We start from the raw sequence: 25,493 nt of genomic DNA, 5'->3' as shown, positions 1-25,493 counted from the left end.
GGTTGTGAAGTATATCACATTTTTGTTGTTTGAAAACAAAAATTTGCCCGAAGGCGAAGAAATGGCGGTGAGGGAGGGATTCGAACCCTCGATGCGGCTACAAACCGCATACTCCCTTAGCAGGGGAGCGCCTTCGGCCTCTCGGCCACCTCACCACGTTTCTTTTCCAAAACTTACGTTTCAGAATCTTCATATTCCCGAGAGAATATGGCGCGTCCGAGAGGATTCGAACCTCTGACCGCCTGGTTCGTAGCCAGGTACTCTATCCAGCTGAGCTACGGACGCGCATTTCACTTAATGTGCTAAATTAAGCGTCGCAAGAAATGGCGGTGAGGGAGGGATTCGAACCCTCGATGCGGCTACAAACCGCATACTCCCTTAGCAGGGGAGCGCCTTCGGCCTCTCGGCCACCTCACCGTCTTGCGGAGGCACATATTACGATTTACCAAAAATATGTCAAACACTTTCTTGGCAAAAATTGGAAAAAACTGCTTAACCGTTGGCTATTTAATCAAAGCGGTGTGAAATTACACTTTTATTAAAAACGGACACATGAAGCACAAAAAAGGCTGACAAAATTGCCAGCCTTTTCGTTGATAATTAGTAGTTGCCTGACGCAACGTTACCATTACCTTTTTCAGCTTGAATGCGCATGTAGATTTCTTCACGGTGCACAGAAACTTCTTTCGGTGCGTTCACACCGATACGTACTTGGTTACCTTTTACGCCCAGTACAGTTACTGTTACTTCGTCACCGATCATGAGTGTTTCGCCAACGCGGCGAGTCAAAATTAGCATTCTTTGCTCCTTGAGTAATCTCTGTATTATCTTGCAACTACGTTATTATCCACTAAAAGTTATATTTTCGTAAACTCTCTATTGCAGTCAAATCAGCCTAAAAATGCATGTTTAGGCTGAAAGTCCACGAGTGTTTCAGAATCGATATAAGCTTCGTGCAAAATATTTGCCGCTTCCTCAACGCAGTGCGGCGCAAGCATTAACATCAATGATTGTGAAGTCGTGGAGACATAATGTACATCGATGCCCTGTTCTGACAACAATGCACAAGAATGCTCCGCTAAGTCAGGCGCTTGCAGACCGACCGTAGTCAGTAAACTCACATGTTCACTATTACGGATTTTGTCGCTGAACACCAGATCCAACTTGGCACAGGCATCGCGTTTTATCACAACACCTGCCCATTCTGTCTTTTCGATCACATTCCAGACTTCTACACCTAACATCTGACACTGTTTCATCAGGCTGGCTAATGAATCCTGTTCAACGGTCACCAAAGACATGTCACGTTGGATTGCCAGGCCACATACAGCTTGCGAACCTTGTTCGCCTTTAATCAAGCTGCCATCGTTTACATCAAACGTCGACAGCACGCGCAGTGGAACCTGATTTTCCCAAGCATACTGAACACACGGCAGGTGCAGCACTTTCGCGCCTTTACGAGCCATTTCTTCCATCGATGGAAAATCAATGATGTCCAGTTTCTTTGCTTTGGGTACAACACGAGGGTCACATGTATAAACCCCATCAACATCAGTGAAGATTTGACATTCATCTGCGTTGAGCGCTCCGGCCAATGTCACTGCACTGGTATCCGAGCCACCACGACCTAAAGTGGTGATATCCCCATTTTCATTGATACCCTGAAAACCGGCTACAACAACAATCTGGTCTTGCGCCAGCAGTTCCGTAATCGTTCGTGTATCAATCGTTTTAATCGTCGCGTCATTGTGTTGATTATCCGTCACAATGTTCGCTTGAGCTCCGGTTAGAGAGCGAGCAGCATAACCCAGTTTATTCAGAGTCATCGCTACCAGTGCCATAGACACCTGCTCACCAGCAGAGAGCAAAACATCAAGTTCCCTAGCGGTTGGTACGCTATCCACTTGTTGGGCTAAACCCAGCAGTCGGTTGGTTTCTCCTGACATGGCAGAAACAACAACAACAACTTGATTACCATCATTTTTCGCTTTAATGATGTGTTCGGCGACAGTATGCATGCGCTCAATTGAGCCAACGGAAGTTCCACCGAACTTTTGCACGATAAGGGGCTTTTTCACCAGTATTCACCTTCCCAAGACCAAAGTCTCATTCGGACTAAACTGTTGCTCACCAACGAGTTGTCTATCAGTTTAGTAGTTACAAAAACAAAACCAAGCGGTTAATCGACTGTATGAAACTCACGCCAATTAAACCACTTGGTTGACCAGATAAAGTTACGCTCAATCAAAATTTGTCTTGATTGAGCGCTAATTATTTCAGTTTGTTATAGACGCTCAGCAATCCAAGCGTCTACAGACTCCAAGGCGGATGGCAATGCCGCTGCATCGCTACCACCGGCTTGAGCCATATCTGGGCGACCACCGCCTTTACCACCCACTTGCTGCGCAACCATGTTCACCAGTTCTCCAGCTTTCACTTTCGCCGTCAAGTCTTTGGTTACACCGGCAATCAGGCCAACTTTATCGTCTGCCACGTTACCCAGCATGATGATGCCACTACCCAGTTGGTTTTTCAGTTCATCAACCATACCGCGCAGTGCTTTGTTATCCGCACCGTCAAGCTGTGCCACCAGCACTTTGACGCCAGCAATGTCTTTCACTTTGCTCGTCAGGCTGGCACTTTCTTTCGCCGCCAGTTTGTCTTTCAGGTGCTGAATTTCTTTTTCCAGACCTTTGGCTTTCGAGGCCATGTCAGCCACTTTGCTTTCAAACTGAGCGTGCTGGGCGTCAAGGTAATCCAATGCAGCTTCACCCGTAACCGCTTCAATACGGCGAATACCCGCCGCGATGCCGCTTTCTGAGGTGATCTTGAATAGACCGATATCACCGGTGCTGCTGGCGTGAATACCGCCACACAGTTCAGTCGAGAAATCGCCCATGGACAGCACACGCACCTGTTCGTCGTATTTCTCACCAAATAGAGCCATCGCGCCTTTTGCTTTCGCAGCGTCGATATCCATGATGTTGGTTTCAATACGGTGGTTGGTACGCACTTGTTCGTTCACCAGACGCTCAACTTCTTTCAGCTCAGCCGCAGAAACAGCTTCCAAATGAGAAAAGTCAAAACGTAGGCCTTCAGCGCGAACCAGCGAACCTTTTTGCGTGACGTGCTCGCCCAGAACGCGGCGCAGCGCAGCGTGCAGCAAGTGCGTCGCAGAGTGGTTCAGAGAAATCGCAGCGCGACGTTTCGCGTCAACGATCGCATGAACGGTATCGCCTTGAGCAAATACGCCTTCGGCCATCACGCCGTGATGCGCAATCGCGTTACCCAGTTTCTGAGTGTCGACCACATGAAACACACCGGCGTCAGTTTTCAGCACGCCCGCATCGCCACATTGGCCACCCGATTCCGCGTAGAATGGCGTTTCATTCAGCACGATGATGGCTTTATCGCCCGCAGACAAAGACGCCGCAGCTTGGCCTTCCACAAACATTTCTGTGATGGTGCTTTCACCTTGAGTCGCGCTGTAACCGCAGAACTCCGTTGCACCTTCCACTTTAATCAACTGGTTGTAGTCGGTACCGAAATGACCCGCTTCACGTGCACGTTGACGCTGCTCTTCCATCGCCGCTTCAAAACCAGCTTCATCAATGGTAAAGCCACGTTCACGTGCCACATCATTGGTCAAGTCTGCTGGGAAGCCGTACGTGTCGTACAGTTTGAAAACGGTTTCGCCATCCAGCTCAGTGCCTGACAGTGCATCAAGCGCTTCGTTCAGAATTGCCATGCCGCGATCCAGCGTACGGCCGAAGTTTTCTTCTTCGATACGCAGAACTTTTTCCACAATCGCGTGCTGTTTCTTCAGCTCTTCACCCGCAGACCCCATCACGTCTGCCAGTGGGCCAACCAGTTTGTAGAAAAATGCGCCTTTCGCGCCCAGTTTGTTCCCGTGACGAACGGCGCGACGAATGATACGACGCAGCACGTAACCACGACCTTCGTTTGACGGCATCACACCATCAACAATCAAGAAAGCACAAGAACGAATGTGGTCTGCAACCACGCGTAGCGATTGGTTCGACAGATCGTCGTAGCCAATCACATCAGCCGCAGCTTTGATCAGTGTTTGGAAGACGTCGATTTCATAGTTGGAGTGCACACCCTGCATGATGGCAGAGATACGCTCGATGCCCATACCGGTATCTACAGACGGCTTCGGCAGTGGTTCCATCTTGCCATCGGCGTGACGGTTGAACTGCATAAAGACGTTGTTCCAGATTTCGATGAAACGGTCACCGTCTTCTTCTGGTGAGCCAGGACGACCACCCCAGATGTGTTCGCCGTGATCGTAGAAGATCTCGGTACATGGACCACAAGGCCCCGTGTCACCCATCTGCCAGAAGTTATCGGACTCGTACGCTTTACCGCCTGGCTTGTCACCAATGCGAACAATACGATCCGCAGGAATACCGACCTGCTTGTTCCAGATATCAAACGCTTCGTCGTCAGTTTGGTAAACGGTGACCAACAGGCGCTCTTTTGGTAGCTGCAGTACTTCAGTCAGAAATTCCCATGCAAACTTGATGGCATCTTCTTTGAAATAATCACCAAAGCTGAAGTTACCCAACATTTCGAAGAATGTGTGGTGACGTGCGGTGAAACCGACGTTTTCCAGGTCATTGTGCTTACCACCGGCACGCACACAACGTTGCGCCGTGGTCGCGCGCGTATAGGCGCGCTTTTCCAAACCTAGGAAACAATCTTTAAACTGGTTCATACCTGCGTTGGTGAACAGCAGGGTCGGGTCATTAGCAGGCACCAACGACGAACTGTCGACGATTTGGTGGCCTTTGCTTTCAAAGAATGAGAGGAACGCGCGGCGAACCTCATCCGTGCTCATGTACATGCAGCTCTTCCTGAAATACTCAAGTTAGAATTTTGCGATATTGTAAAGCATGGATAAGAGTTCGCCTAGTTTTCTTAAAGAAAAGACGAAAATGAATTGAAACCTGAATTGAAACCTCATGTGACGCAGCGCATTCGATTTCATTGGGCGTCAAGCGGCGAGAAATATCCGTTGTAAGTGTGAAAAATTATCCCATTGAGGAATCATCGTCGTCACTGAGGGCGTACTGAATTTGATCGAAACTAAAGCCGCGGTACTGCAAAAAACGTACTCGTTTGGCATATTCTTTGTTGTCACGTGTCGCGAGTGAAGAAAACTTTTTTTGCGCAGTCTGTTTGGCCAGTTCAAACCAATCGGCGCCTTCCTCGTCGAGCGCCTCAGACACCACATCCGCCGCCACTCGCTTCTGTTGTAGTTCCTGACGAATACGTCGTTCACCATGCCCTTTGGCAACGTGCTGACGAACCTGACTTTGTGCGTAGCGCAAATCATCAAGGTAGCCCTGCTCTTGGCAATACAACACGGCTTGTTCGACATCCGCCACTTCAAACCCTTTAATCAGCAGCTTTTGGTGCAGCTCATACTCCCCATGGTCGCGTCGCGAGAGCAGAAACAGGGCATTTTCTTTACAGGTCATTTTTGGGGAACGTGAATACATGGCGTTTCCATTGATAATCGAATCACAATCTCATGACAGAGAGTCGGATAGCAAAAAGCCCCGCATGTGCAGGGCTTTATCAATCAGCGTTGAATTAAAACTCTTCTTGTTGTTCTGGAACAGTGCCAAACTCTGGCTCTTCCGCAACTTCCACTTGTTCAGGGCTTAGCAGCATCTCACGCAGTTTGCCGTCAATGAACTTCGCCACTTCAGGATTTTCGCGCAGGTATTTGCATGCGTTCGCTTTACCTTGACCAATTTTGTCGCCGTTGTAGCTGTACCAAGCACCTGCTTTTTCGACCAGCTTATGCTTCACGCCCAGTTCAACCAGCTCACCTTCACGGTTAAAGCCTTGGCCGTACATGATTTGCGTGTTGGCTTCTTTAAACGGTGCTGCAATTTTGTTCTTCACGACTTTGATGCGCGTTTCGTTGCCCACCACTTCATCGCCTTCTTTAATTGAACCCGTACGACGAATGTCCAAACGAACAGAAGCATAGAATTTCAGTGCGTTACCACCGGTTGTGGTTTCTGGGTTACCAAACATCACACCAATCTTCATACGGATTTGGTTGATGAAGATACACATACAGTTTGACTGTTTCAGGTTACCTGTCAGTTTACGCATCGCTTGAGACAGCATACGCGCTTGAAGACCCATGTGGCTGTCGCCCATTTCACCTTCAATCTCCGCTTTTGGCGTCAATGCAGCAACCGAGTCAACCACGATCACGTCAACAGCACCTGAACGCGCCAACGCGTCACAGATTTCCAGCGCTTGCTCACCGGTATCTGGCTGAGACACCAGCAGCTCATCAATTTTCACGCCCAGACGACGAGCGTAAACCGGATCCAGAGCGTGCTCTGCATCGATGAAAGCACAAGTTTTACCTTCGCGTTGCGCCGCTGAAATCAGCTCCAGAGTCAGCGTGGTTTTACCCGACGATTCTGGACCGTAGATTTCCACGATACGGCCCATTGGCAGGCCACCAGCACCCAATGCGATATCCAGAGAAAGTGAACCAGTAGAAATCGTTTCTACGTCCATCGTGCGGTTGTCACCCAAGCGCATGATAGAACCTTTACCGAATTGCTTTTCAATTTGACCCAGGGCCGCGGCCAGAGCCTTCTGTTTGTTCTCGTCCATTACTTTCTCCAGACTGTCACGATCTATTTATGTTTGAGCACCGACAGTGATACGTGAATGCGTAGAAATCGGTTCGACATTTGTTGTCAGATTGCTGCTCATTATACTGTTGATTCATACAGTGTCCACCCCTGTATAGAAAAAAGTTGCCGCAAGCCGATAAACGTCACGCTTCAGCCATTGATAAATGTTTGCTCAACGTCCGCAGCGCATGTTCCACCGCGTGTTGACGAACTTGCGCGCGATCGCCAGCGAAACGCTGCGTCTCCACCAGCAACCATCCGCGGGTATCGGCCCAAGCAAAACAAACCGTCCCGACCGGTTTTTCTTCGCTGCCACCACCGGGCCCAGCGATGCCGCTGATGGCGACGCCGACCGTGCCCAAAGAGTGCTCAAGTGCGCCCTGCACCATTTCAATCACTACCGGTTCGGACACCGCGCCATATTGCGTTAACGTGGCTGCGCTCACCCCAATCATCTCTTGCTTTGCTTCATTACTGTAGGTCACAAACGCACGATCAAACCACGCGGAGCTGCCTGCAATATCCGTAATCGCGGTGGCCACACCACCACCGGTGCATGATTCGGCCGTCACCAGCACTTCATTGGCGGCCTGTAATTGTTCGCCAACCTGCTGACTTAATGTTTGGTGCAATTCCATAACCAAAAACCTCTTTGCGTCTTTTCGCTCGATAGGGATTCACGTATCCTAAGCCGCTATGTCCACAAACAAAAGATGTAACCCGTGACTGCTGAACAAAAACATACGCCAATGATGCAGCAATACCTCAAGCTCAAAGCTGAGAACCCGGAGATTTTGCTGTTTTATCGCATGGGCGATTTTTACGAACTGTTCTATGACGATGCCAAACGCGCATCGCAATTGCTGGATATTTCCCTCACCAAGCGCGGCGCGTCCGCTGGTGAGCCGATTCCGATGGCGGGCGTACCGTTTCATGCGGTCGAAGGCTATTTGGCGAAACTGGTTCAGTTAGGTGAGTCGGTCGCGATTTGCGAACAGATTGGCGATCCAGCCACCAGTAAAGGCCCAGTTGAGCGCAAAGTCGTACGCATCGTCACGCCGGGCACTGTCACCGATGAAGCGTTGTTGTCAGAACGGGTGGACAACCTGATTGCCGCGATTTATCACCATGATGGTCGCTTTGGTTACGCGACATTGGATATTACCTCTGGCCGTTTCCAGTTGTGTGAACCGACATCGGAAGAAGCGATGGCGGCAGAATTGCAACGCACCTCACCGCGCGAATTGCTGTTTCCGGAAGATTTCGAACCGGTGCAACTGATGGCCAGCCGCAAAGGCAACCGCCGCCGCCCAGTGTGGGAATTTGAACTGGATACCGCCAAACAGCAGCTCAATCAGCAGTTCGGCACCCGTGACTTAGTCGGTTTTGGTGTCGAGCAAGCCAAGCTTGGCTTATGCGCCGCGGGTTGTTTGATTCAGTACGTGAAAGATACGCAGCGTACTGCCCTGCCACACATTCGTTCACTGACCTTTGATCGCCAAGATCAATCGGTGATTCTGGATGCCGCAACCCGTCGTAACCTCGAGTTGACGCAGAACTTGGCCGGCGGCACCGATAATACGCTGGCCGAAGTGTTGGATCACTGCGCGACACCGATGGGCAGTCGTATGCTCAAACGCTGGCTGCATCAACCAATGCGCGGTTTAGACACCTTGAATCAGCGCCTCGACGCGATTGGGGAATTAAAGCAGCATGCCTTGTTTGCCGAGTTGCATCCGGTACTCAAACAGATTGGCGACATTGAACGCATTCTGGCGCGCCTCGCCCTGCGCTCTGCGCGGCCGCGCGACTTAGCTCGCCTGCGTCATGCGCTGCAGCAACTGCCCGAGCTGGCGGATGTGCTCAGCAGTCTAACACTGCCCTATCTGGGTCAATTGCGCGACGATGCGCAACCGATGGGCAACCTGTGTGAACTGCTGGAACAGGCAATCAAAGAAAATCCGCCGGTCGTTATTCGTGATGGTGGCGTGATTGCTGATGGTTATAACGCAGAGCTGGACGAATGGCGGGATCTGGCCAACGGCGCGACAGAGTACCTCGACAAACTCGAAGCCGACGAACGCGAGCGTCATGGCATCGACACCCTCAAAGTCGGCTACAACGCCGTGCACGGCTTCTATATTCAAGTCAGCCGTGGGCAAAGCCATTTGGTGCCGCCGCATTACGTGCGTCGCCAAACCCTGAAAAATGCCGAGCGCTACATCATTCCGGAATTGAAAGAGCACGAAGACAAAGTGCTCAATTCAAAATCCAAAGCGCTGGCATTGGAAAAACAGCTATGGGAAGCCCTGTTTGATCAGTTACTGCCGCATTTAGAACAGATGCAAAATCTGGCATCTGCCCTATCGCAGATTGACGTGCTGCAAAATCTGGCCGAACGCGCGGAAAGCCTCGATTACTGCCGTCCAACGCTCAGTGATGAACCGGGGATTCGCATTCAAGCCGGTCGTCATCCAGTGGTCGAGCAAGTGATGAGCGAACCCTTCATTGCCAACCCGATTGAACTGAACCCGCAACGCAAGATGCTGATCATCACCGGTCCAAACATGGGCGGTAAATCAACCTACATGCGTCAAACGGCGTTGATTGCGCTGCTTGCGCACATTGGTTCTTATGTGCCAGCCGAAGCGGCGCAGATTGGTTCGTTGGATCGCATCTTTACGCGTATCGGCGCGTCTGATGATTTGGCCTCGGGTCGTTCTACCTTCATGGTCGAGATGACAGAAACAGCCAACATTCTTCACAACGCCACCGAACGTAGTTTGGTCTTAATGGATGAAATCGGTCGCGGCACCAGCACGTATGATGGCCTATCATTGGCTTGGGCCAGCGCGGAATGGTTGGCCAAAGAAATTGGTGCCATGACGCTGTTTGCCACGCACTATTTCGAGCTGACTGAATTGCCAAATGCCTTACCGCATCTGGCGAACGTTCACCTCGATGCCGTCGAGCACGGCGATAGCATTGCCTTCATGCATGCTGTGCAAGAAGGCGCAGCCAGCAAATCGTACGGCTTAGCCGTCGCGGGGTTAGCCGGCGTGCCGAAAGCGGTGATCAAAAATGCTCGCACCAAGTTAACGCAGTTAGAACAACTGAGCTTGCAACAACCCAGCAGCAAACCCAACACCGTGGACATTGCCAATCAGCTCAGTTTGATCCCTGAACCCAGCGAAGTAGAACAAACCTTGGCTGAGATTGATCCTGACGATCTCACACCTCGCCAAGCGCTTGAAGCGCTCTATCGTCTGAAAAAGATGCTCTAGTCCGCTTCCCGCGTCGATCAAAAAAGGCACTCGATGAGTGCCTTTTTATTTCAAGCTATCGGCTGTATTTAGTCGTTTTCAACGTTAAACAGCGATTCCATGTTCAACCCCTGTTTCATCAGGATTTCTCTCAGTCGGCGCAAGCCTTCCACCTGAATTTGACGCACACGTTCACGGGTCAAATTGATCTCGCGGCCCACTTCTTCCAGTGTTGATGGTTCATACCCTAACAAGCCAAAACGGCGAGCCAGCACTTCTTTCTGTTTCGGGTTGAGCTCATCGAGCCAAGCCACCAGCGAATCACGAATGTCGTCATCCTGTGTGGAGACTTCAGGGTCGGAATTGTTGATATCAGGGATGATATCGAGCAATGCTTTGTCACCATCGCCGCCAATTGGCGTATCGACGGAGCTAATGCGCTCGTTCAGACGGAGCATTTTGCTGACATCATCCACTGGCTTATCCAGTTCCACGGCAATTTCTTCCGCGGTCGGTTCGTGGTCGAGTTTCTGAGACAGCTCACGCGCAGTACGCAAATAGATGTTCAGCTCTTTCACCACATGAATCGGTAAACGAATTGTACGAGTCTGGTTCATCAGGGCACGTTCAATGGTCTGACGAATCCACCAGGTAGCATAAGTCGAAAAACGGAAACCGCGTTCTGGGTCGAATTTCTCTACTGCACGAATGAGGCCAAGGTTACCCTCTTCAATCAGGTCAAGCAGTGCCAAGCCCCGATTGCTATAACGGCGAGAAATTTTAACCACCAGACGTAAGTTGCTCTCGATCATGCGTTTGCGCGCAGCCTCATCACCACGCAAGGCGCGGCGAGCATAGAGCACTTCTTCTTCGGCGGTTAATAAGGGTGAGAAACCAATCTCGCTCAGATACATCTGAGTGGCATCGAGGCTTTTCGTGGAAGCATCAAACTCTTCACGAACCTCTTCAGACTGGTCATTATCGTTGGTAGTCAGTTCTTGGTCGGTCGCCGCGTTATTCACGGCTTCTGAATCGAACTCAAACTCTTCGACTTTAGTGGCTGTATTGCTGATACTCATAGCGCCTCCCCTGGCGAGCTAGCAAGACATTACTACTCTGAATGTCACTACATGACTCTTAAACAAGTATGTTTATGGCAAGTAGCGTTTTGGATTCACTGACTTACCTTGATATCGAATTTCAAAGTGCAAGCGAACACTGTTGGTTCCTGAACTGCCCATTGTTGCTATCTTCTGGCCAGCTTTCACACTTTGTCCTTCTTTAACCAGCAACCGATCGTTGTGGGCATAAGCACTGAGATAGTGATCGTTGTGCTTTATAATGACAAGGTTGCCATAACCCCGTAGTGCATTGCCCGAGTACACTACCGTTCCTGCTGCGGTGGAGACAATGGATTGACCTCGCTGTCCTGCAATGTCGATCCCTTTGTTGCCTTGATCCCCCGCAGAGAAGTTCTTAACAACTCTGCCTTGAGTCGGCCATAACCACTTCGCGACTTTATCGTTGGATGGTTTAGGTTTATTTACAGTTTTATTAACATTTTGTTTACTTGAGGCTCCAACATACTCTTTTGCTTTCGATTGATCAATACTCTTTTCTGGCTGTTTTTTGACCACTTTTGGTGCAGTTTTAGTACTTTGGGATGAGGTGGTTGTTTTAGAGCTTTTGCTCACATTTGGCGCAACCACGGGAGGGTTGACAGTTTTTACTGCTGTTGAACTTTTGCTGGCCGCAGTTACGACTGGGCCTGCACCGGTACCACCGTAGGCTGGCGGCGTGTATACCGGCGTCCAAAGTTTCAGTTTTTGTCCCGGATGAATCGTGTATGGCGCGGTCAAATTGTTGTAACGAATCAACTCTTTTACATCTTTATCTGTGATGTAAGCGATAAAATAAAGCGTGTCACCGCGCTTTACTTCGTAGTAGCTGCCTCGATAACTGCCGCGCTCAATCGCAGTGTAATCTTTTCTCAATCCCGACACCGGCGCAGGCGTGTTCGCAACGCACCCCATGACGAGGTAGCAGAGTCCCATCACCATCCAATTGCGGAATTGAAAGCCATTCATTATGCGAGATCACCTGCCACTAAAGGGACGAAACGCACCATCTCCACCACTTGGGTGACAAATTGATCGCCTTGACGCACGATGTGCAGGAGTTGCTGTTCTTCTTCACCAACCGGGATCACCAAACGGCCCCCTTCAGCCAGTTGTGCCAACAACGCTTGCGGAACCACGGGCGCAGCGGCCGTCACAATGATGGCATCGAACGGCCCTTTGGCCGGCCACCCTTGCCAGCCATCACCATGCTTGGTTGACACATTGTAGATATCCAGTTGCTTGAGACGGCGTTTGGCCTCCCATTGCAACGACTTAATGCGTTCGATGGAGAACACATGATCCACCAATTGCGCCAAAACTGCCGTCTGGTAACCTGAGCCGGTGCCCACTTCCAGCACTCGGCTGTCGCGTTTGAGCGCCAGCATTTGCGTCATTTTAGCCACAATGTAAGGCTGTGAGATGGTCTGCCCTTGTCCGATCGGCAACGCATTGTTGTCGTAGGCTTGATGCATCATCGCCTGAGCGACAAATGCTTCTCTCGGAAGAGCATGAATTGCGGCCAGTACGCTCTGATCACGGATCCCGTGCTCAGTGAGTAATTGAATCAGTCTGTCCGCCTTCGGGTTAGCCATCGGCACCTTCCTTTAACCAGAGATTCATCGCGCCCAATGACTCGTGTGCCGTTAAATCCACCTGCATCGGCGTGATCGAGACATAACCGTGCTCGACCGCATGAAAATCGGTGCCTTCACCCGCGTCCTGTTCTTTCCCCGGAGGGCCAAGCCAATAGATGTCATGACCCCGCGGATCTTTCTGTTTGATCATGCTCTCAGCGTGATGACGTGCACCAAGGCGTGTCACTTGATGGCCTTTGAGTTGATCAAAAGGCAGATCCGGAATATTCACGTTAATCAGGCGGTTGGTTGGAATCGGAGCAGAAAGATGTTGCAGCACCAGCTGACGGGCAATTTTTCCCGCAGTGGCAAAATGATGTTTTCCAACCAAGGAAAATGCAATCGACTGAACGCCCAGGAAATGGCCTTCCATCGCCGCCGCGACGGTGCCCGAATACAGCACGTCATCGCCCAAATTGGCGCCGTGATTGATGCCACTGAGCACCAGATCCGGTAAGTCATCTTTGAGCAGCTCATTGAGGGCAAAATGAACGCAATCGGTCGGCGTGCCTTGCACAGAATAGGTATTCGGCTCAATACGCGTGACGCGCAGCGGCTGCTCTAACGTTAAAGAGTTTGATGCCCCTGAACGGTTGCGGTCCGGCGCTACAATAATGATTTCGGCCAAGTCGGACAAGGCGTACGCCAGCGCGCGAATGCCTTCGGCATACACGCCATCATCGTTACTCAGCAAGATTCTCAGCTTGTTCTCACTCATACACACGCTCTACTGGAATTTCTTCGATCAATTCACGCACAATCGAGGTCGCAAAGCTGCCCGCGTCCAACGCAAAGCGCAGCGTGATCTGATCGCCATCGACGTCCCAACTCAGATCCTGCGGCATTAACGACACCGCGCGGCGGTCATGACGCATGCGATTCCCGCGAATCAGCGCCATCAGATCGGGTTCTGCGTCTAACTGAGGCTGCTCCAGTGCCAGCGCCTCGTTTTGCGTCGGCAGCGCATTGTCACCCGCCAGAGCCGCTGAAATCACAGCTTCACCCTGTTGCAGTTTGGCGTTCCACTCTGCCAATTGATCTGCTGCCACCAATACCTGTTCTTTGCCCACCAGCGCCACATCACCGTCAATAAAACGGTAGAAACACGCCGCTTCAATACGTGCAGACACAATGTGGTTGAAGATCCACGAACGGGCGCTCGACAGATACAAACTGCGTTGGTTTTGATTACGACTGCGAACATTGTCGCGTCCCCAGCGGCGCGCTTCCGTCACGTTGTTGCCTTCACGGCCAAATCGCTGATTACCAAAATAATTAGGCACGCCTTGCTCGGCAACCACCGCTAACCGACGCAGCACATCGTCTATGTCGGTGACTTCCGATAGAACCACTTCAAAGCGATTGCCACGCAGATCGCCCGGACGCAGCTTTTTGTTATGACGCTGCATTTCCAGCACTTCAATGCTTGGGTATTGCGCCAAAAACATGCTCAGATTGGGAAATTTCCCCTGCGGCATGTGCACGCTCAGCCACTGTTCGGTCACCGCATGGCGATCTTTCAGGCCAGCCCAACTGACATCTTTTGATTTCACGCCGCACGCTTTGGCCAATTCGTTGGCCACAAAACTGGTGTTTTCGCCGGTTTTACGAATCCGCACCATCACGTGTTCGCCGTCACCGCTAAAACGGTACCCCAAATCTTCAACGACTTTAAAATGTTCTGGTTTGGCCTTAATTTTGGCCTTTGCTGTTGGTTTACCACATAAATAAGCCAACGAAGATAAAAGATCTGTCATTTTTTATTCCGATAGGTGAAAGCAGTGACAATCAAGCCTTCACGAGTAATACGACGGCTTCACACGCAATGCCTTCTTTGCGGCCGGTGAAACCAAGACGTTCGGTGGTGGTTGCTTTGACGTTGACGTTGCCCAGATCCGTTTCAAGATCGTCAGCAATCGCGGCGCACATCGCTTCAATGTGCGGGGCCATTTTTGGGGCCTGCGCCATGATGGTCACATCGGCATTGCCAAGACGGTAGCCCTGCGCTTTCACGCGGCGATAAACATCTTTGAGCAACTCGCGGCTGTCAGCACCTTTCCACTTGTCATCCGTGTCCGGGAAGTGACGGCCAATATCGCCGGCGGCAATCGCGCCCAGCAGTGCATCGCTCAATGCATGCAGCGCCACATCCCCATCAGAATGGGCAATCAGCCCCTGTTCGTAAGGAACGGCGACGCCCCCAATGATCACCGGACCTTCTCCGCCAAATTTGTGTACGTCAAAACCGTGGCCAATTCGAATCATGTTCAGTCCTTGTGGTTACTTAGATCATCTTGTTGCTTAGATCATCTTGTTACTTAATCATATTGTCACTGAAATCACTGCGACTTAAATAGAACTCGGCCAATGCGAGATCTTCTGGTTGAGTAATTTTAATATTGTCCGCGCGCCCAGCGACTAAAGCCGGATTGAGCCCCAACCACTCAAAGGCCGACGCTTCGTCTGTGATCACCGCTTGGGCATCGAGTGCTTGCGTCAGCGCCTGTTGTAGCGGCTGCGCGCGAAACATTTGCGGCGTTAACGCATGCCACAAGGCCACGCGATCCACCGTGTGTTCAATGTTTTGCTGCCCATCGGCACGCTTCATGGTGTCACGCACTGGTGCCGCCAAAATCGCGCCCACGGCATGCGCTTGCGCCGTAGCCACCAGTTGGTTGATGTCGGCATGTTTCACGCAAGGACGGGCGGCATCGTGTACCATCACCCACTCGCTGAGCTGATGCTGACACACATAGTCCAGCGCAGACAGCACCGAATCAGCGCGCTCTTTACCACCGGAAACTCGAATCACACGGGGGTGATTCGCCAGTGTCAACGACTCAAAGTAAGGGTCACTGTCGCTGACAGCCACGACCACTTGACCCACGTCAGGATGGCGCAGCAACGCCTCAACAGTGTGCTCCAGCACGGTGTGACCATGCAGGGTTAAATATTGCTTGGGGCGATCGGCCTGCATACGGCTGCCGACGCCAGCGGCTGGCACAATCGCGGTAATCTTTGCGGTCATGGACGGTTTTCCTCACCAATGATGCGATAGAAGGTTTCCCCCTCTTTCACCATACCCAGTTCGTGTCGGGCACGCTCTTCAATGGCATCCAGCCCCTGACGTAGGTCGTCAATCTCTGCGAACATTTCCTGATTACGCAGATGCAGGTTGCTATTCACCTGCTCTTGAACCTGAATTTCGCTCGACACCGCGCGATAATCAGCAATGCCGTTTTTCCCCATCCACAGATCATATTGTAGTAAGGCAAACAGCAGCGTCAGTGCCACCGCAAATACTCGCATAACCGTCTCTCTCGTGAAGTGAAACTATGCCGCACAAGGGCGGCATAAGATGAGATTCATTGTTAACAAACGTTCACCACTTATACCACACCCCCGAATCTCAGGCGAGTCAGCACAAGGGAGAAGCGCTTACTGACTGAGCAGAAACGCAAACAGACCCGCGCCCAGCAGCAGACGATAAATCACAAACGGGGTCATTCCCATGCGGGAAATCAGCTTCAGGAAGAAGAAAATACAGATATAAGCACTGACGAACGACGTCACGACACCTGTCAGTAGGAATCCGGTATGCACCGGCTCGCCACTGGTCACCAGTTTCAAACCTAAGTAGCCACCCGCCAGCATAATGATCGGAATCGACATCAGAAATGAAAAACGCGCCGCCGCTTCCCGAGTAAACCCTAAGTACAGCGCTGCGGTCATGGTTGCGCCAGAACGTGACGTACCGGGAATGATCGCCATGGCTTGCGCCACCCCAATGAACAGGGCTTTTTTCCAACCGGCCTGATATTCATCGTCAACCAATGATGCGTGCTTATCGACGTACCACAGCAATAGACCAAACACGATGGTGGTGGTTGCAATCACCCAAGCGCTGCGCAAATAGACTTCGACAATGTCTTTCATGAGGAAGCCAAATACACAAGCCGGAATGGTGGCCAGCACAATCAGCCAAGCCAGCTTCGCTTCTTTGCTACGATCCCCTTGAAAGATTGAGCCGAAAAATGCCCGCAGCAACGACACCACTTCACGGCGGAAGTAAATCACAACCGCCGCCAATGTGCCGACGTGTACTGCGACATCAAACGCAAGCCCCTGATCCGCCCAGCCGAAAATAGCCGAGGGTAAAATCAGGTGTGCAGAACTGGAAATAGGAAGGAATTCGGTAAAGCCCTGAATTAAAGCCAAAATGAACGATTCGAAATAACTCATTGTTTTCTCGTTGATTAGTTAAGAGCAAACCACAGTTCGACGGGCTTTAATGCCTCTAATCCCTGGGCTTGTTGCCATACATGTTGAATGGTGTCCTGTGTGCCGGGAATACAACGTTCTGGGCACAGTTCATACAACGGTTGAATCACAAAAGGATAATGGTAGATATCCGGCCGTGGCAGCACCGGCGCGGTGGCTGAAATCGTGTCCCCAAACAGGATGATGTCCAGATCCAGCGTGCGATCCTGAAACTTCTTCGCCTGGCTGTCCCGCCCCCAACGCAATTCAATGTCGCGCAGGGTTAGAGCAAATTCCGCCAAGCTAAGTTCCGTCTTCATTTCAACCACGAGGTTATAAAACGCATGGCTGTCAAAGCCTACCGACTCACATTCGTAAATAGTCGACAAACGCAAATCATGGCCGATGCGGCGCAATTCGCCCACGGCGGCTTCAATGTGTTGATGACGTTGTAGATTCGATCCGATACCCACATACGTGGTGATCATGCGTTTCCTCGCTCAATGATCACACCCACCCCTTTCGCTTGCGCGACGGCGCCGGGTTTGGTGAGACGAATACGAATCCAAGGCACAGAAAAGCGTGTCATGATGAGCTGTGCCACTTCTTCGGCCACACGCTCAACCAACAGAAAACGACCTGTTTCGATGTGTTCAATCACCGCCTGACTCACTTGGGCGTAGTCCAGCGCATCCGCCACATCATCACTTTTACCGGCAGGCTGATTGTCGTGTGCCATTTCCAGATCCAGCACCAGCTTCTGCTTAATTTCCTGCTCCCAGTCGTAAACACCAATCGTCGTGATCACTTCCAGTTGTTCGATAAAAACTTTATCCATAGTTCTATTGCATCCTTTTTACAGGTCGGATACCCAAATTGAGTAAAAAAACGTACTATCTTAGCGAATCGCGATATCATATACCCAAACCACCTCAAGATGCGAAATCCGAACAGAATTTTTACTTTTGAGCTTGGTTTACAAAGACTTGTGAGCCGTCGCTTAGGTAAAACACCACGTTGAGGCAATTATGACGCCATTGGCACTCATTATGATCATTTCCGCTTACCTGTTGGGATCCATCTCCAGCGCGGTGTTGATCTGCCGTGTCATGGGGTTGCCGGATCCACGCGCTGTCGGTTCACACAATCCCGGCGCCACCAACGTGCTGCGCATCGGCGGAAAGAAAACCGCGGTAGCCGTACTGTTGTGCGACATGCTCAAAGGCACCATTCCGGTCTGGAGTGCTTATTTCCTCGGCATTGATTCACTGCTGCTCGGCATCATCGCCATTGCGGCCTGCTTGGGTCACATGTACCCACTATTTTTCCATTTTAAAGGCGGCAAAGGTGTCGCCACGGCCTTGGGCGCCATCGCACCAATTGGGCTCGACCTCACGTTGATGATCATGCTCACTTGGTTGGTGGTCGCTGTGATCTTTCGTTATTCCTCACTGGCCGCCTTGGTCACGGTGTTATTGGCCCCGTTTTATACCTGGATGGTCAAACCGCAATACACGTTGCCCGTCGCAATGCTGTGCTGCCTGATTGTGCTGCGCCATCATCAAAATATTAAGCGCCTATTTGCCGGCACCGAACCCAAGGTGGGCGAGAAGAAGCCGAGCGGCCTCGATTAACTCGCGTCTTCGCTTGAGTAGAGATTCTGCACAATAAAAAAGGCCTAACGGCCTTTTTTACGTTTTGCGTTACGCCTGCACCTTGGCCAAGAAACGCGTCAGCATGTCTGTCACAAATTGCGGTTGTTCCAAGTTACTGATGTGGCCAGCCTCTGGCACCACCACCAACTCACTGCCCGTAATGCTGTCGTGCATTAAGTACGATTCCAGAACCGGACGCGGCGCATCTTCAGCCCCAACTGCCACCAAGACTGGCAAAGCAAACTTTTCCACCACATCTTCCATCAGATCGCGGCGATCAAACACCATGCGTCCAATGCGCGCCACTTCCACCGCTTGGGTACCGCGAAGCGCTGCCAAACGGCTTCGGAATGACTGCACCAACGCTGGCGTTTTCTGAGCGGCTTCGCGCGCAAAAAACATCGGCGTGACCACCTCGACCAAAGGTTCCGGCACGGCTTGCAATTGGCTGATGGTATCGAGGATCTGGAAGTACTTGGCGTGCGTCACTTCCGGCTCCAAGCCAATAAAGGTATCCATCATCACCAACGCTTTCACGCGTTGCGGCGCCAAATCGACTAACTCTGCGCCCCACATGCCGCCAACCGACAGCCCCACAACCGAGAACGTTTCGATATCCAAATGATCCATCAACGCCAACACGTGCTGCGCGTAATCAGTCAGATTGCGCATCGCCGCTGGCGCGGCATCCGATTCACCGTGTGCCCACATATCGGGCACAATGCAGCGGTACTGCTGACTGAGCGCGGCCACTTGTGGCGCCCACATGGTGCTGTCCCATAAATAGCTGTGACCCAAGACGATGACGTCCCCCTGACCTACATCCTGATAGCGCATTTGCTGCCCGTCGACGTTAAACGTGTGCATGCTTCTTTTCCTGTCATCAAATTTGGCGCGACTATACCACTGCCTTCGGCATCATCAGCTCTGAGCAGATGGACCACTGGCGCCTAATCGCTTGATTCACTGATATAAAAACGGCCGCCTAAGCGACCGTCGTTCCCAATTAATTGTTGATCGGCGTGAGCTGATCAATCGGCCAGCGCGGACGTGCTTCCAAGCTCAAATCCGTCACATCGCCGTTTTTCAGACGTTGCATACCAGCATAGGCGATCATCGCACCGTTGTCGGTACAAAATTCGGTGCGCGGGTAGTAAACGTCGCCGCCCACTTTCTGAGCCAATTTACCCAAATCTGCACGCAACTGTTTATTGGCACTCACGCCACCGGCAATCACAATGCGCTTCATACCCGTCTGTTCCAGCGCGCGGCGACACTTGATCACCAAGGTGTCACACACCGCTTCTTGGAACGCATAAGCAATATCGGCGCGCGTCTGCTCATCATCACCGTTGGCGGCAATGGTGTTCGCCGTGAACGTTTTCAGACCAGAGAAGCTCATGTCCAAACCCGGGCGATCCGTCATCGGACGCGGGAACTTAAAGCGACCCGGCGTGCCTTTTTCCGCCAAACGCGCCAACAGGGGACCACCGGGGTAATCCAACCCCATCAGTTTCGCCGTTTTGTCGAACGCTTCACCCGCCGCATCGTCAATCGATTCACCCAGAATGTGGTATTGGCCAATGCCGTTCACTTCCACCATCATGGAGTGCCCACCAGACACCAACACAGCCACAAACGGAAATGGCGGCGGATTGTCTTCCAGCATCGGTGCCAGCAAGTGGCCTTCCATGTGGTGTACAGGCACTGCCGGCACATTCCACGCATAAGCCAAGCTGCGGCCAATGGTTGCGCCAACCAGCAACGCGCCCACAAGCCCCGGGCCTGCGGTGTAAGCCACACCATCAATGTCCGCAGGGGTTAAATTCGCGTCGGCCATTGCCGCTTTAATCAGAGGAATTGTTTTTTTGACATGATCGCGCGAAGCCAGTTCTGGCACCACACCACCGTAATCTGCATGAAGTTTGATCTGACTGTAGAGTTGATGCGACAGCAATCCTTTCTCATCGTCGTAAATCGCTACACCTGTCTCGTCACAAGAGGTTTCAATACCAATAATGCGCATAGTTTTCTCAGCACGCTGTCATCTAGAATTCGAAATTGGCGTCATGTTACCTCGGCTTGGCTTTACAAACAAATTTTGTACAGACTGTAAGCGACAAAGTACTTTACAAAGCCGTAGCTATCGGATTAAAATTCGGCACCATTTTTGATCAAGCTGGTTACGACTAAACAAATCATTGTTTTGGTCACACAATACCAGCGTTAACGAATTAACCCCTGAGGTGAAAGGCATATGCCAGTAGTTAAAGTACGTGAAAACGAACCGTTCGACGTTGCACTACGTCGTTTTAAGCGCTCTTGCGAAAAAGCAGGTATCCTTTCTGAAGTGCGTCGTCGTGAGCACTACGAAAAACCAACTACAGTTCGCAAACGCGCTAAAGCAGCAGCTCAAAAGCGTCACGCTAAGAAGCTTGCTCGCGAAAACGCTCGTCGCGTTCGCCTGTACTAATAACTAATTCCTAACTAAGGAATACGTTATGGCTCTAATTGACACTCTCAAAGAAGAGCAAAAATTAGCGATGAAAGCCAAGGACAAACCGCGCCTTGGCACAATTCGTTTAGCCCTTTCAGCCATTAAGCAACGTGAAGTTGACGAACAGATTACTCTGAGCGATGACGACATTCTTGCTGTGCTGACCAAAATGGTTAAACAACGTCGCGATTCTGTTACGCAGTACGAAGCAGCAAACCGTCAGGATCTTGCTGATGCGGAAAAAGCAGAAATCACGGTTCTTGAGGAATTTATGCCTCAACCACTGAGTGAAGACGAAGTAGCAGCGCTGATTGACAGTGCGATTGCGGAAGCTGAACCAGCGGGCATGCAAGACATGGGTAAAGTGATGGCGCTATTGAAACCGCAAATTCAAGGGCGTGCAGATATGGGTAAAGTTAGCGGTTTAGTTCGCGCTAAACTCGCTTAACCCCACACCCAATTGCATCAAGCCGTGCTATCCTCTGGAACGCACGGCTTGTTTGTATCTGTACTCTGCCTGAACGCGAGTACGTTTCTTTGAATTTCAGTTCTTTCTTTTAGGTTTTATGGCAGGACAAATCCCTCGTAGTTTTATTGATGACCTCCTGGCTCGGCTTGATATCGTCGACATCATTGACGCACGTGTAAAACTTAAAAAAAAGGGGAAAAACTACAGCGCCTGTTGCCCGTTCCACAACGAAAAAACCCCCTCTTTCAGCGTCAGCCAAGAGAAACAGTTTTATCACTGTTTTGGGTGTGGAGTGCACGGTAACGCCATCGATTTCATGATGGAATATGAGCGTCTGGAGTTCCCTGAAGCCATTGAAGAGCTTGCGTCATTCCTTGGCCTTGATGTGCCTCGTGAAGAACGCAGCAACGGCGGTTTCAACAAGAATACACCGCGCGCCAACAGCGAAGAAAAACGTAACCTGTACGATTTAATGGGCAGCATCGCCCAGTTCTATCGCCAACAGTTGAAAGTGTCCTCGAACCGCGATGCGATTGAGTACCTCAAAAACCGTGGCTTATCGGGTGAAATCGTTCAGAAGTTCGGCATTGGTTACGTGGCTGACGAATGGGATTTGGTGCGTAAAAACTTTGGTCAGAGCCGCCACAACCAAGACATGTTGGTGTCGGGTGGCATGCTGATCGAAAACGACAACGGCAATCGCTACGATCGTTTTCGTGGCCGAGTGATGTTCCCAATTCGCGATCGTCGTGGCCGCGTGATTGGCTTTGGCGGCCGCGTGCTGGGTGACGGTACACCGAAGTACTTGAACTCGCCAGAAACCCCCATCTTCCACAAAGGTAAAGAGCTGTACGGCCTTTACGAAGTGTTGCAAGCCTACCGTGAACCACCCCAGATTTTGGTGGTCGAAGGCTATATGGATGTGGTGGCGCTGGCGCAATACGGCATTGACTACTCCGTGGCATCACTGGGAACATCAACCACAGGCGATCACCTGCAGTTGCTGTTTCGTCAAACCAACACCGTGGTGTGTTGTTACGATGGTGACCGCGCAGGTCGAGAAGCGGCTTGGCGTGCCTTAGAAAACGCGTTGAGCTACTTAAAAAGTGGCAACATCCTGAAATTCCTGTTTTTGCCCGATGGCGAAGACCCAGACAGCTACGTGCGCAAGTACGGAAAAGAAGCATTTGAACAGCAAATGCACGAGGCAGAGCCGTTATCGAAATACCTCTTCTCCAACTTGCTGTCGCAAGTTAACGTCGGCAATAACGAAGGGAAAGCGGCACTAGAAGCAATGGCATTGCCCCTGATCAACAAGATTCCAGACGAATCCTTACAAGATCAGTTGTTGAAAATCCTCGAACAGAAAACCGGTATTTACAAAAAACCGAGTTTGCCGAGCGATGCCAAGAGTCGGCCACAGCCGCACAAAGAAATTAAACGCACGCCGATGCGAGAAGTTATCGCTTTGCTTCTGCAGAATCCGAGCTATGCTGATATGGTACCTGACCTTACCAGCGTTAAGGGGTTGGCGATTCCGGGGCTGAGTTTGTTGGTCGAGGTCCTTGAAAATTGCCGACAATATCCCCATATCTCAACAGGCCAATTACTTGAACATTGGCGCAACAGTAAAAATGAGGCACTTCTGTCTCGTCTGGCAAGCTGGGAAATCCCCCTTGTCGAAGACAACCAAGAAGAACTATTTTTAGACTCATTGGACAAAATTCTTGCCCAGTGCGTAGAGAAACAAATTGAAAACTTGCAGGCTAAAGAAAGAAGCGTCGGTTTATCAGCCGAGGAAAAAAGGGAGCTAGTAGCGTTAATGCTAGAATTAAAAGCGTAACCCAGTTTAAATAGTCAGCAACGAATAAATTTGTTAATATACGTGGTTTGCATTTCGCATACTATTCCTTCACCAGATACGAAGTTGGATACCGTCTATGGATCAAAATCCGCAGTCACAGCTTAAACTACTTGTCATTAAAGGCAAGGAACAAGGCTATCTGACCTACGCCGAAGTAAATGACCACCTACCTGCTGAGATCGTCGACTCTGAACAGGTAGAAGATATTATTCAGATGATCAATGACATGGGTATCAAAGTAGTCGAAACTGCTCCTGATGCCGATGATCTCGCGTTAAACGACGACAACGCGATCACTGATGAAGATGCAGCAGAAGCCGCTGCCGCTGCGCTGTCAAGCGTAGAAAGCGAGATTGGTCGAACGACCGATCCAGTCCGCATGTACATGCGTGAAATGGGTACAGTTGAACTACTGACTCGTGAAGGTGAAATCGATATTGCTAAACGCATTGAAGATGGGATTAACCAAGTTCAAAGCGCCGTAGCAGAATACCCGGGCACCATCCCATACATTCTTGAACAGTTTGATAAAGTTCAGGCAGAAGAACTACGCCTGACCGATCTGATCTCTGGCTTTGTTGATCCAAACGAAGAAGAAACTTCTGCGCCAACAGCAACCCACATCGGTTCTGAACTGAGCGGTGCGGATCTGGAAGACGAAGAAGAAGAGAAAGACGTCGACAGCGATGACGACGAAGATGAAGACGAAGATGGTGATGACAACAGCGATGACGATAGCGAAGAAGAAGTCGGTATCGACCCTGAGCTAGCGCTGCAAAAATTCACTGAACTACGTAACAAGTTCCAGAACCTGCAATTGGCGATCAACGAGCACGGCAACGAAAGCTCAAAAGCGCAACAAGCAACCGATCTGGTACTAGACGTCTTCCGTGAATTCCGTCTGACACCAAAACAGTTCGATCACCTCGTTGATACCCTTCGTACCTCGATGGATCGCGTTCGCACCCAAGAACGTCTGATCATGAAGTCTGTGGTTGAAGTGGCAAAAATGCCGAAGAAATCGTTCATCGCCGTCTTTACAGGCAACGAATCGAGCGAAGCATGGCTGGATCAAGTGCTGGCATCTGACAAACCGTACGTCGACAAAATTCGTCTGTACGAAGATGACATTCGCCGTTCTATCCAAAAACTGCAGATCATCGAACAAGAAACCTCTTTGACCGTCGAACGCATCAAAGACATCAGCCGCCGCATGTCTATCGGTGAAGCGAAAGCCCGCCGTGCGAAGAAAGAGATGGTTGAGGCGAACTTACGTCTGGTTATTTCTATCGCGAAGAAATACACCAACCGTGGCCTACAATTCTTGGATCTGATTCAGGAAGGTAACATCGGCCTGATGAAAGCGGTTGATAAGTTTGAATACCGTCGTGGTTACAAATTCTCGACGTACGCAACATGGTGGATCCGTCAGGCGATCACTCGCTCCATCGCAGACCAAGCGCGTACGATCCGTATTCCGGTTCACATGATCGAAACGATCAACAAACTGAACCGCATCTCTCGTCAGATGCTACAGGAAATGGGTCGTGAGCCACTGCCGGAAGAGCTGGCTGAACGCATGCAAATGCCGGAAGACAAAATCCGCAAAGTACTGAAAATTGCCAAAGAGCCAATCTCAATGGAGACACCCATCGGTGACGACGAAGATTCGCATCTGGGTGATTTCATCGAGGACACCACACTGGAACTGCCACTGGATTCTGCAACGGCGACAAGCCTGAAAGCAGCCACTCGTGACGTTCTGGCTGGCCTAACACCTCGTGAAGCCAAAGTACTGCGTATGCGTTTCGGTATCGACATGAACACGGACCACACGCTCGAAGAAGTGGGCAAACAGTTCGACGTAACTCGCGAACGTATCCGTCAGATCGAAGCAAAAGCTTTGCGTAAACTGCGTCACCCAAGCCGCTCAGAAACACTGCGCAGCTTCCTCGACGAGTAAGCATTTGTTGCAAAAGAAAAGGTGAGCTATGGCTCACCTTTTTTATTATTGATGGTGCTAAGTGAATAAAAA

The 25,493-nt window shown here is 50.8% G+C and carries 25 protein-coding genes and 3 tRNA genes; 6 read left to right on the top strand and 22 right to left on the bottom strand.

Going from position 1 to position 25,493, the window contains the following annotated elements; translation table 11 throughout:
- Positions 1-62: 62 nt before the first annotated feature.
- The 9 genes from ACF8PK_RS17905 to pncC all read right to left on the bottom strand — a co-directional run bounded on the left by ACF8PK_RS17905 (position 63) and on the right by pncC (position 7,333).
- Positions 63-155 (bottom strand) — tRNA-Ser (locus ACF8PK_RS17905).
- Positions 156-208: 53 nt separating this feature from the next.
- Positions 209-285: transfer RNA gene (locus ACF8PK_RS17900), tRNA-Arg, on the bottom strand.
- A 39-nt stretch (positions 286-324) separates the two neighbouring features.
- Positions 325-417: transfer RNA gene (locus ACF8PK_RS17895), tRNA-Ser, on the bottom strand.
- A gap of 183 nt (positions 418-600) precedes the next feature.
- Complete coding sequence (gene csrA, locus ACF8PK_RS17890) at positions 601-798, bottom strand: carbon storage regulator CsrA (RefSeq protein ID WP_004415691.1); 198 nt, start codon at positions 796-798, stop codon at positions 601-603.
- 92 nt (positions 799-890) lie between these two features.
- Positions 891-2,078, bottom strand: a complete 1,188-nt coding sequence (locus ACF8PK_RS17885) for an aspartate kinase (protein ID WP_038150576.1) — start codon at positions 2,076-2,078, stop codon at positions 891-893.
- A gap of 206 nt (positions 2,079-2,284) precedes the next feature.
- Positions 2,285-4,867: an alanine--tRNA ligase gene (gene alaS, locus ACF8PK_RS17880; protein WP_392442838.1), complete on the bottom strand. Its 2,583-nt coding sequence runs from the start codon at positions 4,865-4,867 to the stop codon at positions 2,285-2,287.
- A gap of 187 nt (positions 4,868-5,054) precedes the next feature.
- On the bottom strand, positions 5,055-5,525 hold the full coding sequence (gene recX / locus ACF8PK_RS17875; RefSeq protein ID WP_143680210.1) for a recombination regulator RecX: 471 nt from the start codon (positions 5,523-5,525) through the stop codon (positions 5,055-5,057).
- Positions 5,526-5,619: 94 nt separating this feature from the next.
- Positions 5,620-6,672: a recombinase RecA gene (recA, locus tag ACF8PK_RS17870; RefSeq protein WP_392442835.1), complete on the bottom strand. Its 1,053-nt coding sequence runs from the start codon at positions 6,670-6,672 to the stop codon at positions 5,620-5,622.
- Between the two features lie 166 nt (positions 6,673-6,838).
- Entirely contained in the window at positions 6,839-7,333 is a 495-nt protein-coding gene (gene pncC, locus ACF8PK_RS17865) for a nicotinamide-nucleotide amidase (protein WP_222743527.1), read from the bottom strand.
- Positions 7,334-7,417: 84 nt separating this feature from the next.
- Here pncC and mutS point away from each other — a divergent pair, with 84 nt between their 5' ends.
- Positions 7,418-9,979, top strand: coding sequence for a DNA mismatch repair protein MutS (gene mutS, locus ACF8PK_RS17860; protein WP_392442832.1), 2,562 nt, complete (start codon positions 7,418-7,420; stop codon positions 9,977-9,979).
- 68 nt (positions 9,980-10,047) lie between these two features.
- Here the strand turns inward: mutS and rpoS are convergent, their stop codons facing one another.
- From rpoS to folB, 11 genes are all read right to left on the bottom strand, one after another.
- The gene (gene rpoS / locus ACF8PK_RS17855; protein ID WP_004723838.1) at positions 10,048-11,037 is read right to left on the bottom strand and encodes an RNA polymerase sigma factor RpoS; all 990 of its coding nucleotides are present in this window, start codon (positions 11,035-11,037) and stop codon (positions 10,048-10,050) included.
- Between the two features lie 72 nt (positions 11,038-11,109).
- Entirely contained in the window at positions 11,110-12,045 is a 936-nt protein-coding gene (nlpD, locus tag ACF8PK_RS17850) for a murein hydrolase activator NlpD (RefSeq protein ID WP_392442829.1), read from the bottom strand.
- Complete coding sequence (locus ACF8PK_RS17845; RefSeq protein WP_014205779.1) at positions 12,045-12,671, bottom strand: protein-L-isoaspartate(D-aspartate) O-methyltransferase; 627 nt, start codon at positions 12,669-12,671, stop codon at positions 12,045-12,047. Before ACF8PK_RS17845 ends, nlpD begins: the two co-directional genes overlap by 1 nt.
- Entirely contained in the window at positions 12,664-13,431 is a 768-nt protein-coding gene (surE, locus tag ACF8PK_RS17840; RefSeq protein ID WP_004723832.1) for a 5'/3'-nucleotidase SurE, read from the bottom strand. Before surE ends, ACF8PK_RS17845 begins: the two co-directional genes overlap by 8 nt.
- Complete coding sequence (gene truD / locus ACF8PK_RS17835; RefSeq protein ID WP_392442826.1) at positions 13,424-14,470, bottom strand: tRNA pseudouridine(13) synthase TruD; 1,047 nt, start codon at positions 14,468-14,470, stop codon at positions 13,424-13,426. The genes surE and truD overlap by 8 nt, the downstream gene beginning before the upstream one ends.
- Positions 14,471-14,501: 31 nt before the next feature.
- On the bottom strand, positions 14,502-14,978 hold the full coding sequence (gene ispF / locus ACF8PK_RS17830; RefSeq protein WP_004723827.1) for a 2-C-methyl-D-erythritol 2,4-cyclodiphosphate synthase: 477 nt from the start codon (positions 14,976-14,978) through the stop codon (positions 14,502-14,504).
- Positions 14,979-15,027: 49 nt separating this feature from the next.
- A complete protein-coding gene (gene ispD / locus ACF8PK_RS17825; protein ID WP_392442823.1) occupies positions 15,028-15,741 on the bottom strand; it encodes a 2-C-methyl-D-erythritol 4-phosphate cytidylyltransferase in 714 nt (237 codons plus the stop codon).
- Positions 15,738-16,022 carry a cell division protein FtsB gene (ftsB, locus tag ACF8PK_RS17820; RefSeq protein WP_004723824.1) on the bottom strand — a complete coding sequence of 95 codons (285 nt, stop codon included), beginning with the start codon at positions 16,020-16,022 and terminating at the stop codon, positions 15,738-15,740. Before ftsB ends, ispD begins: the two co-directional genes overlap by 4 nt.
- A 129-nt stretch (positions 16,023-16,151) precedes the next feature.
- Positions 16,152-16,955 carry an undecaprenyl-diphosphate phosphatase gene (locus ACF8PK_RS17815; protein ID WP_014205781.1) on the bottom strand — a complete coding sequence of 268 codons (804 nt, stop codon included), beginning with the start codon at positions 16,953-16,955 and terminating at the stop codon, positions 16,152-16,154.
- A gap of 14 nt (positions 16,956-16,969) precedes the next feature.
- A complete protein-coding gene (folK, locus tag ACF8PK_RS17810) occupies positions 16,970-17,461 on the bottom strand; it encodes a 2-amino-4-hydroxy-6-hydroxymethyldihydropteridine diphosphokinase (protein WP_172561898.1) in 492 nt (163 codons plus the stop codon).
- A complete protein-coding gene (folB, locus tag ACF8PK_RS17805) occupies positions 17,458-17,811 on the bottom strand; it encodes a bifunctional dihydroneopterin aldolase/7,8-dihydroneopterin epimerase (protein WP_004723818.1) in 354 nt (117 codons plus the stop codon). Before folB ends, folK begins: the two co-directional genes overlap by 4 nt.
- A gap of 190 nt (positions 17,812-18,001) precedes the next feature.
- On the opposite strand from folB, the gene plsY reads away from it, so the two are divergent.
- Complete coding sequence (plsY, locus tag ACF8PK_RS17800; protein ID WP_004723816.1) at positions 18,002-18,607, top strand: glycerol-3-phosphate 1-O-acyltransferase PlsY; 606 nt, start codon at positions 18,002-18,004, stop codon at positions 18,605-18,607.
- Positions 18,608-18,676: 69 nt separating this feature from the next.
- Here plsY and ACF8PK_RS17795 read toward each other — a convergent pair whose 3' ends face one another.
- Positions 18,677-19,495: an alpha/beta fold hydrolase gene (locus ACF8PK_RS17795; RefSeq protein ID WP_154180754.1), complete on the bottom strand. Its 819-nt coding sequence runs from the start codon at positions 19,493-19,495 to the stop codon at positions 18,677-18,679.
- Positions 19,496-19,634: 139 nt separating this feature from the next.
- Entirely contained in the window at positions 19,635-20,654 is a 1,020-nt protein-coding gene (tsaD, locus tag ACF8PK_RS17790) for a tRNA (adenosine(37)-N6)-threonylcarbamoyltransferase complex transferase subunit TsaD (RefSeq protein WP_014205785.1), read from the bottom strand.
- Positions 20,655-20,885: 231 nt separating this feature from the next.
- Between tsaD and rpsU the strand changes: the two genes are divergently transcribed.
- From rpsU to rpoD, 4 genes are all read left to right on the top strand, one after another.
- Positions 20,886-21,101, top strand: coding sequence for a 30S ribosomal protein S21 (gene rpsU, locus ACF8PK_RS17785; RefSeq protein ID WP_001145625.1), 216 nt, complete (start codon positions 20,886-20,888; stop codon positions 21,099-21,101).
- A gap of 28 nt (positions 21,102-21,129) precedes the next feature.
- A complete protein-coding gene (locus ACF8PK_RS17780; protein WP_014205786.1) occupies positions 21,130-21,573 on the top strand; it encodes a GatB/YqeY domain-containing protein in 444 nt (147 codons plus the stop codon).
- A 118-nt stretch (positions 21,574-21,691) separates the two neighbouring features.
- Positions 21,692-23,437 (top strand): DNA primase, encoded by a 1,746-nt coding sequence (dnaG, locus tag ACF8PK_RS17775; RefSeq protein WP_004724206.1) that lies wholly within the window; start codon positions 21,692-21,694, stop codon positions 23,435-23,437.
- A 97-nt stretch (positions 23,438-23,534) separates the two neighbouring features.
- Positions 23,535-25,421 carry an RNA polymerase sigma factor RpoD gene (rpoD, locus tag ACF8PK_RS17770; protein ID WP_392442816.1) on the top strand — a complete coding sequence of 629 codons (1,887 nt, stop codon included), beginning with the start codon at positions 23,535-23,537 and terminating at the stop codon, positions 25,419-25,421.
- Positions 25,422-25,493: the final 72 nt, after the last annotated feature.

Source organism: Vibrio sp. CJQ_6 (assembly GCF_043106745.1).
Lineage (GTDB): Bacteria > Pseudomonadota > Gammaproteobacteria > Enterobacterales > Vibrionaceae > Vibrio > Vibrio furnissii.
This window is presented reverse-complemented; position numbering and strand designations above follow the sequence as displayed.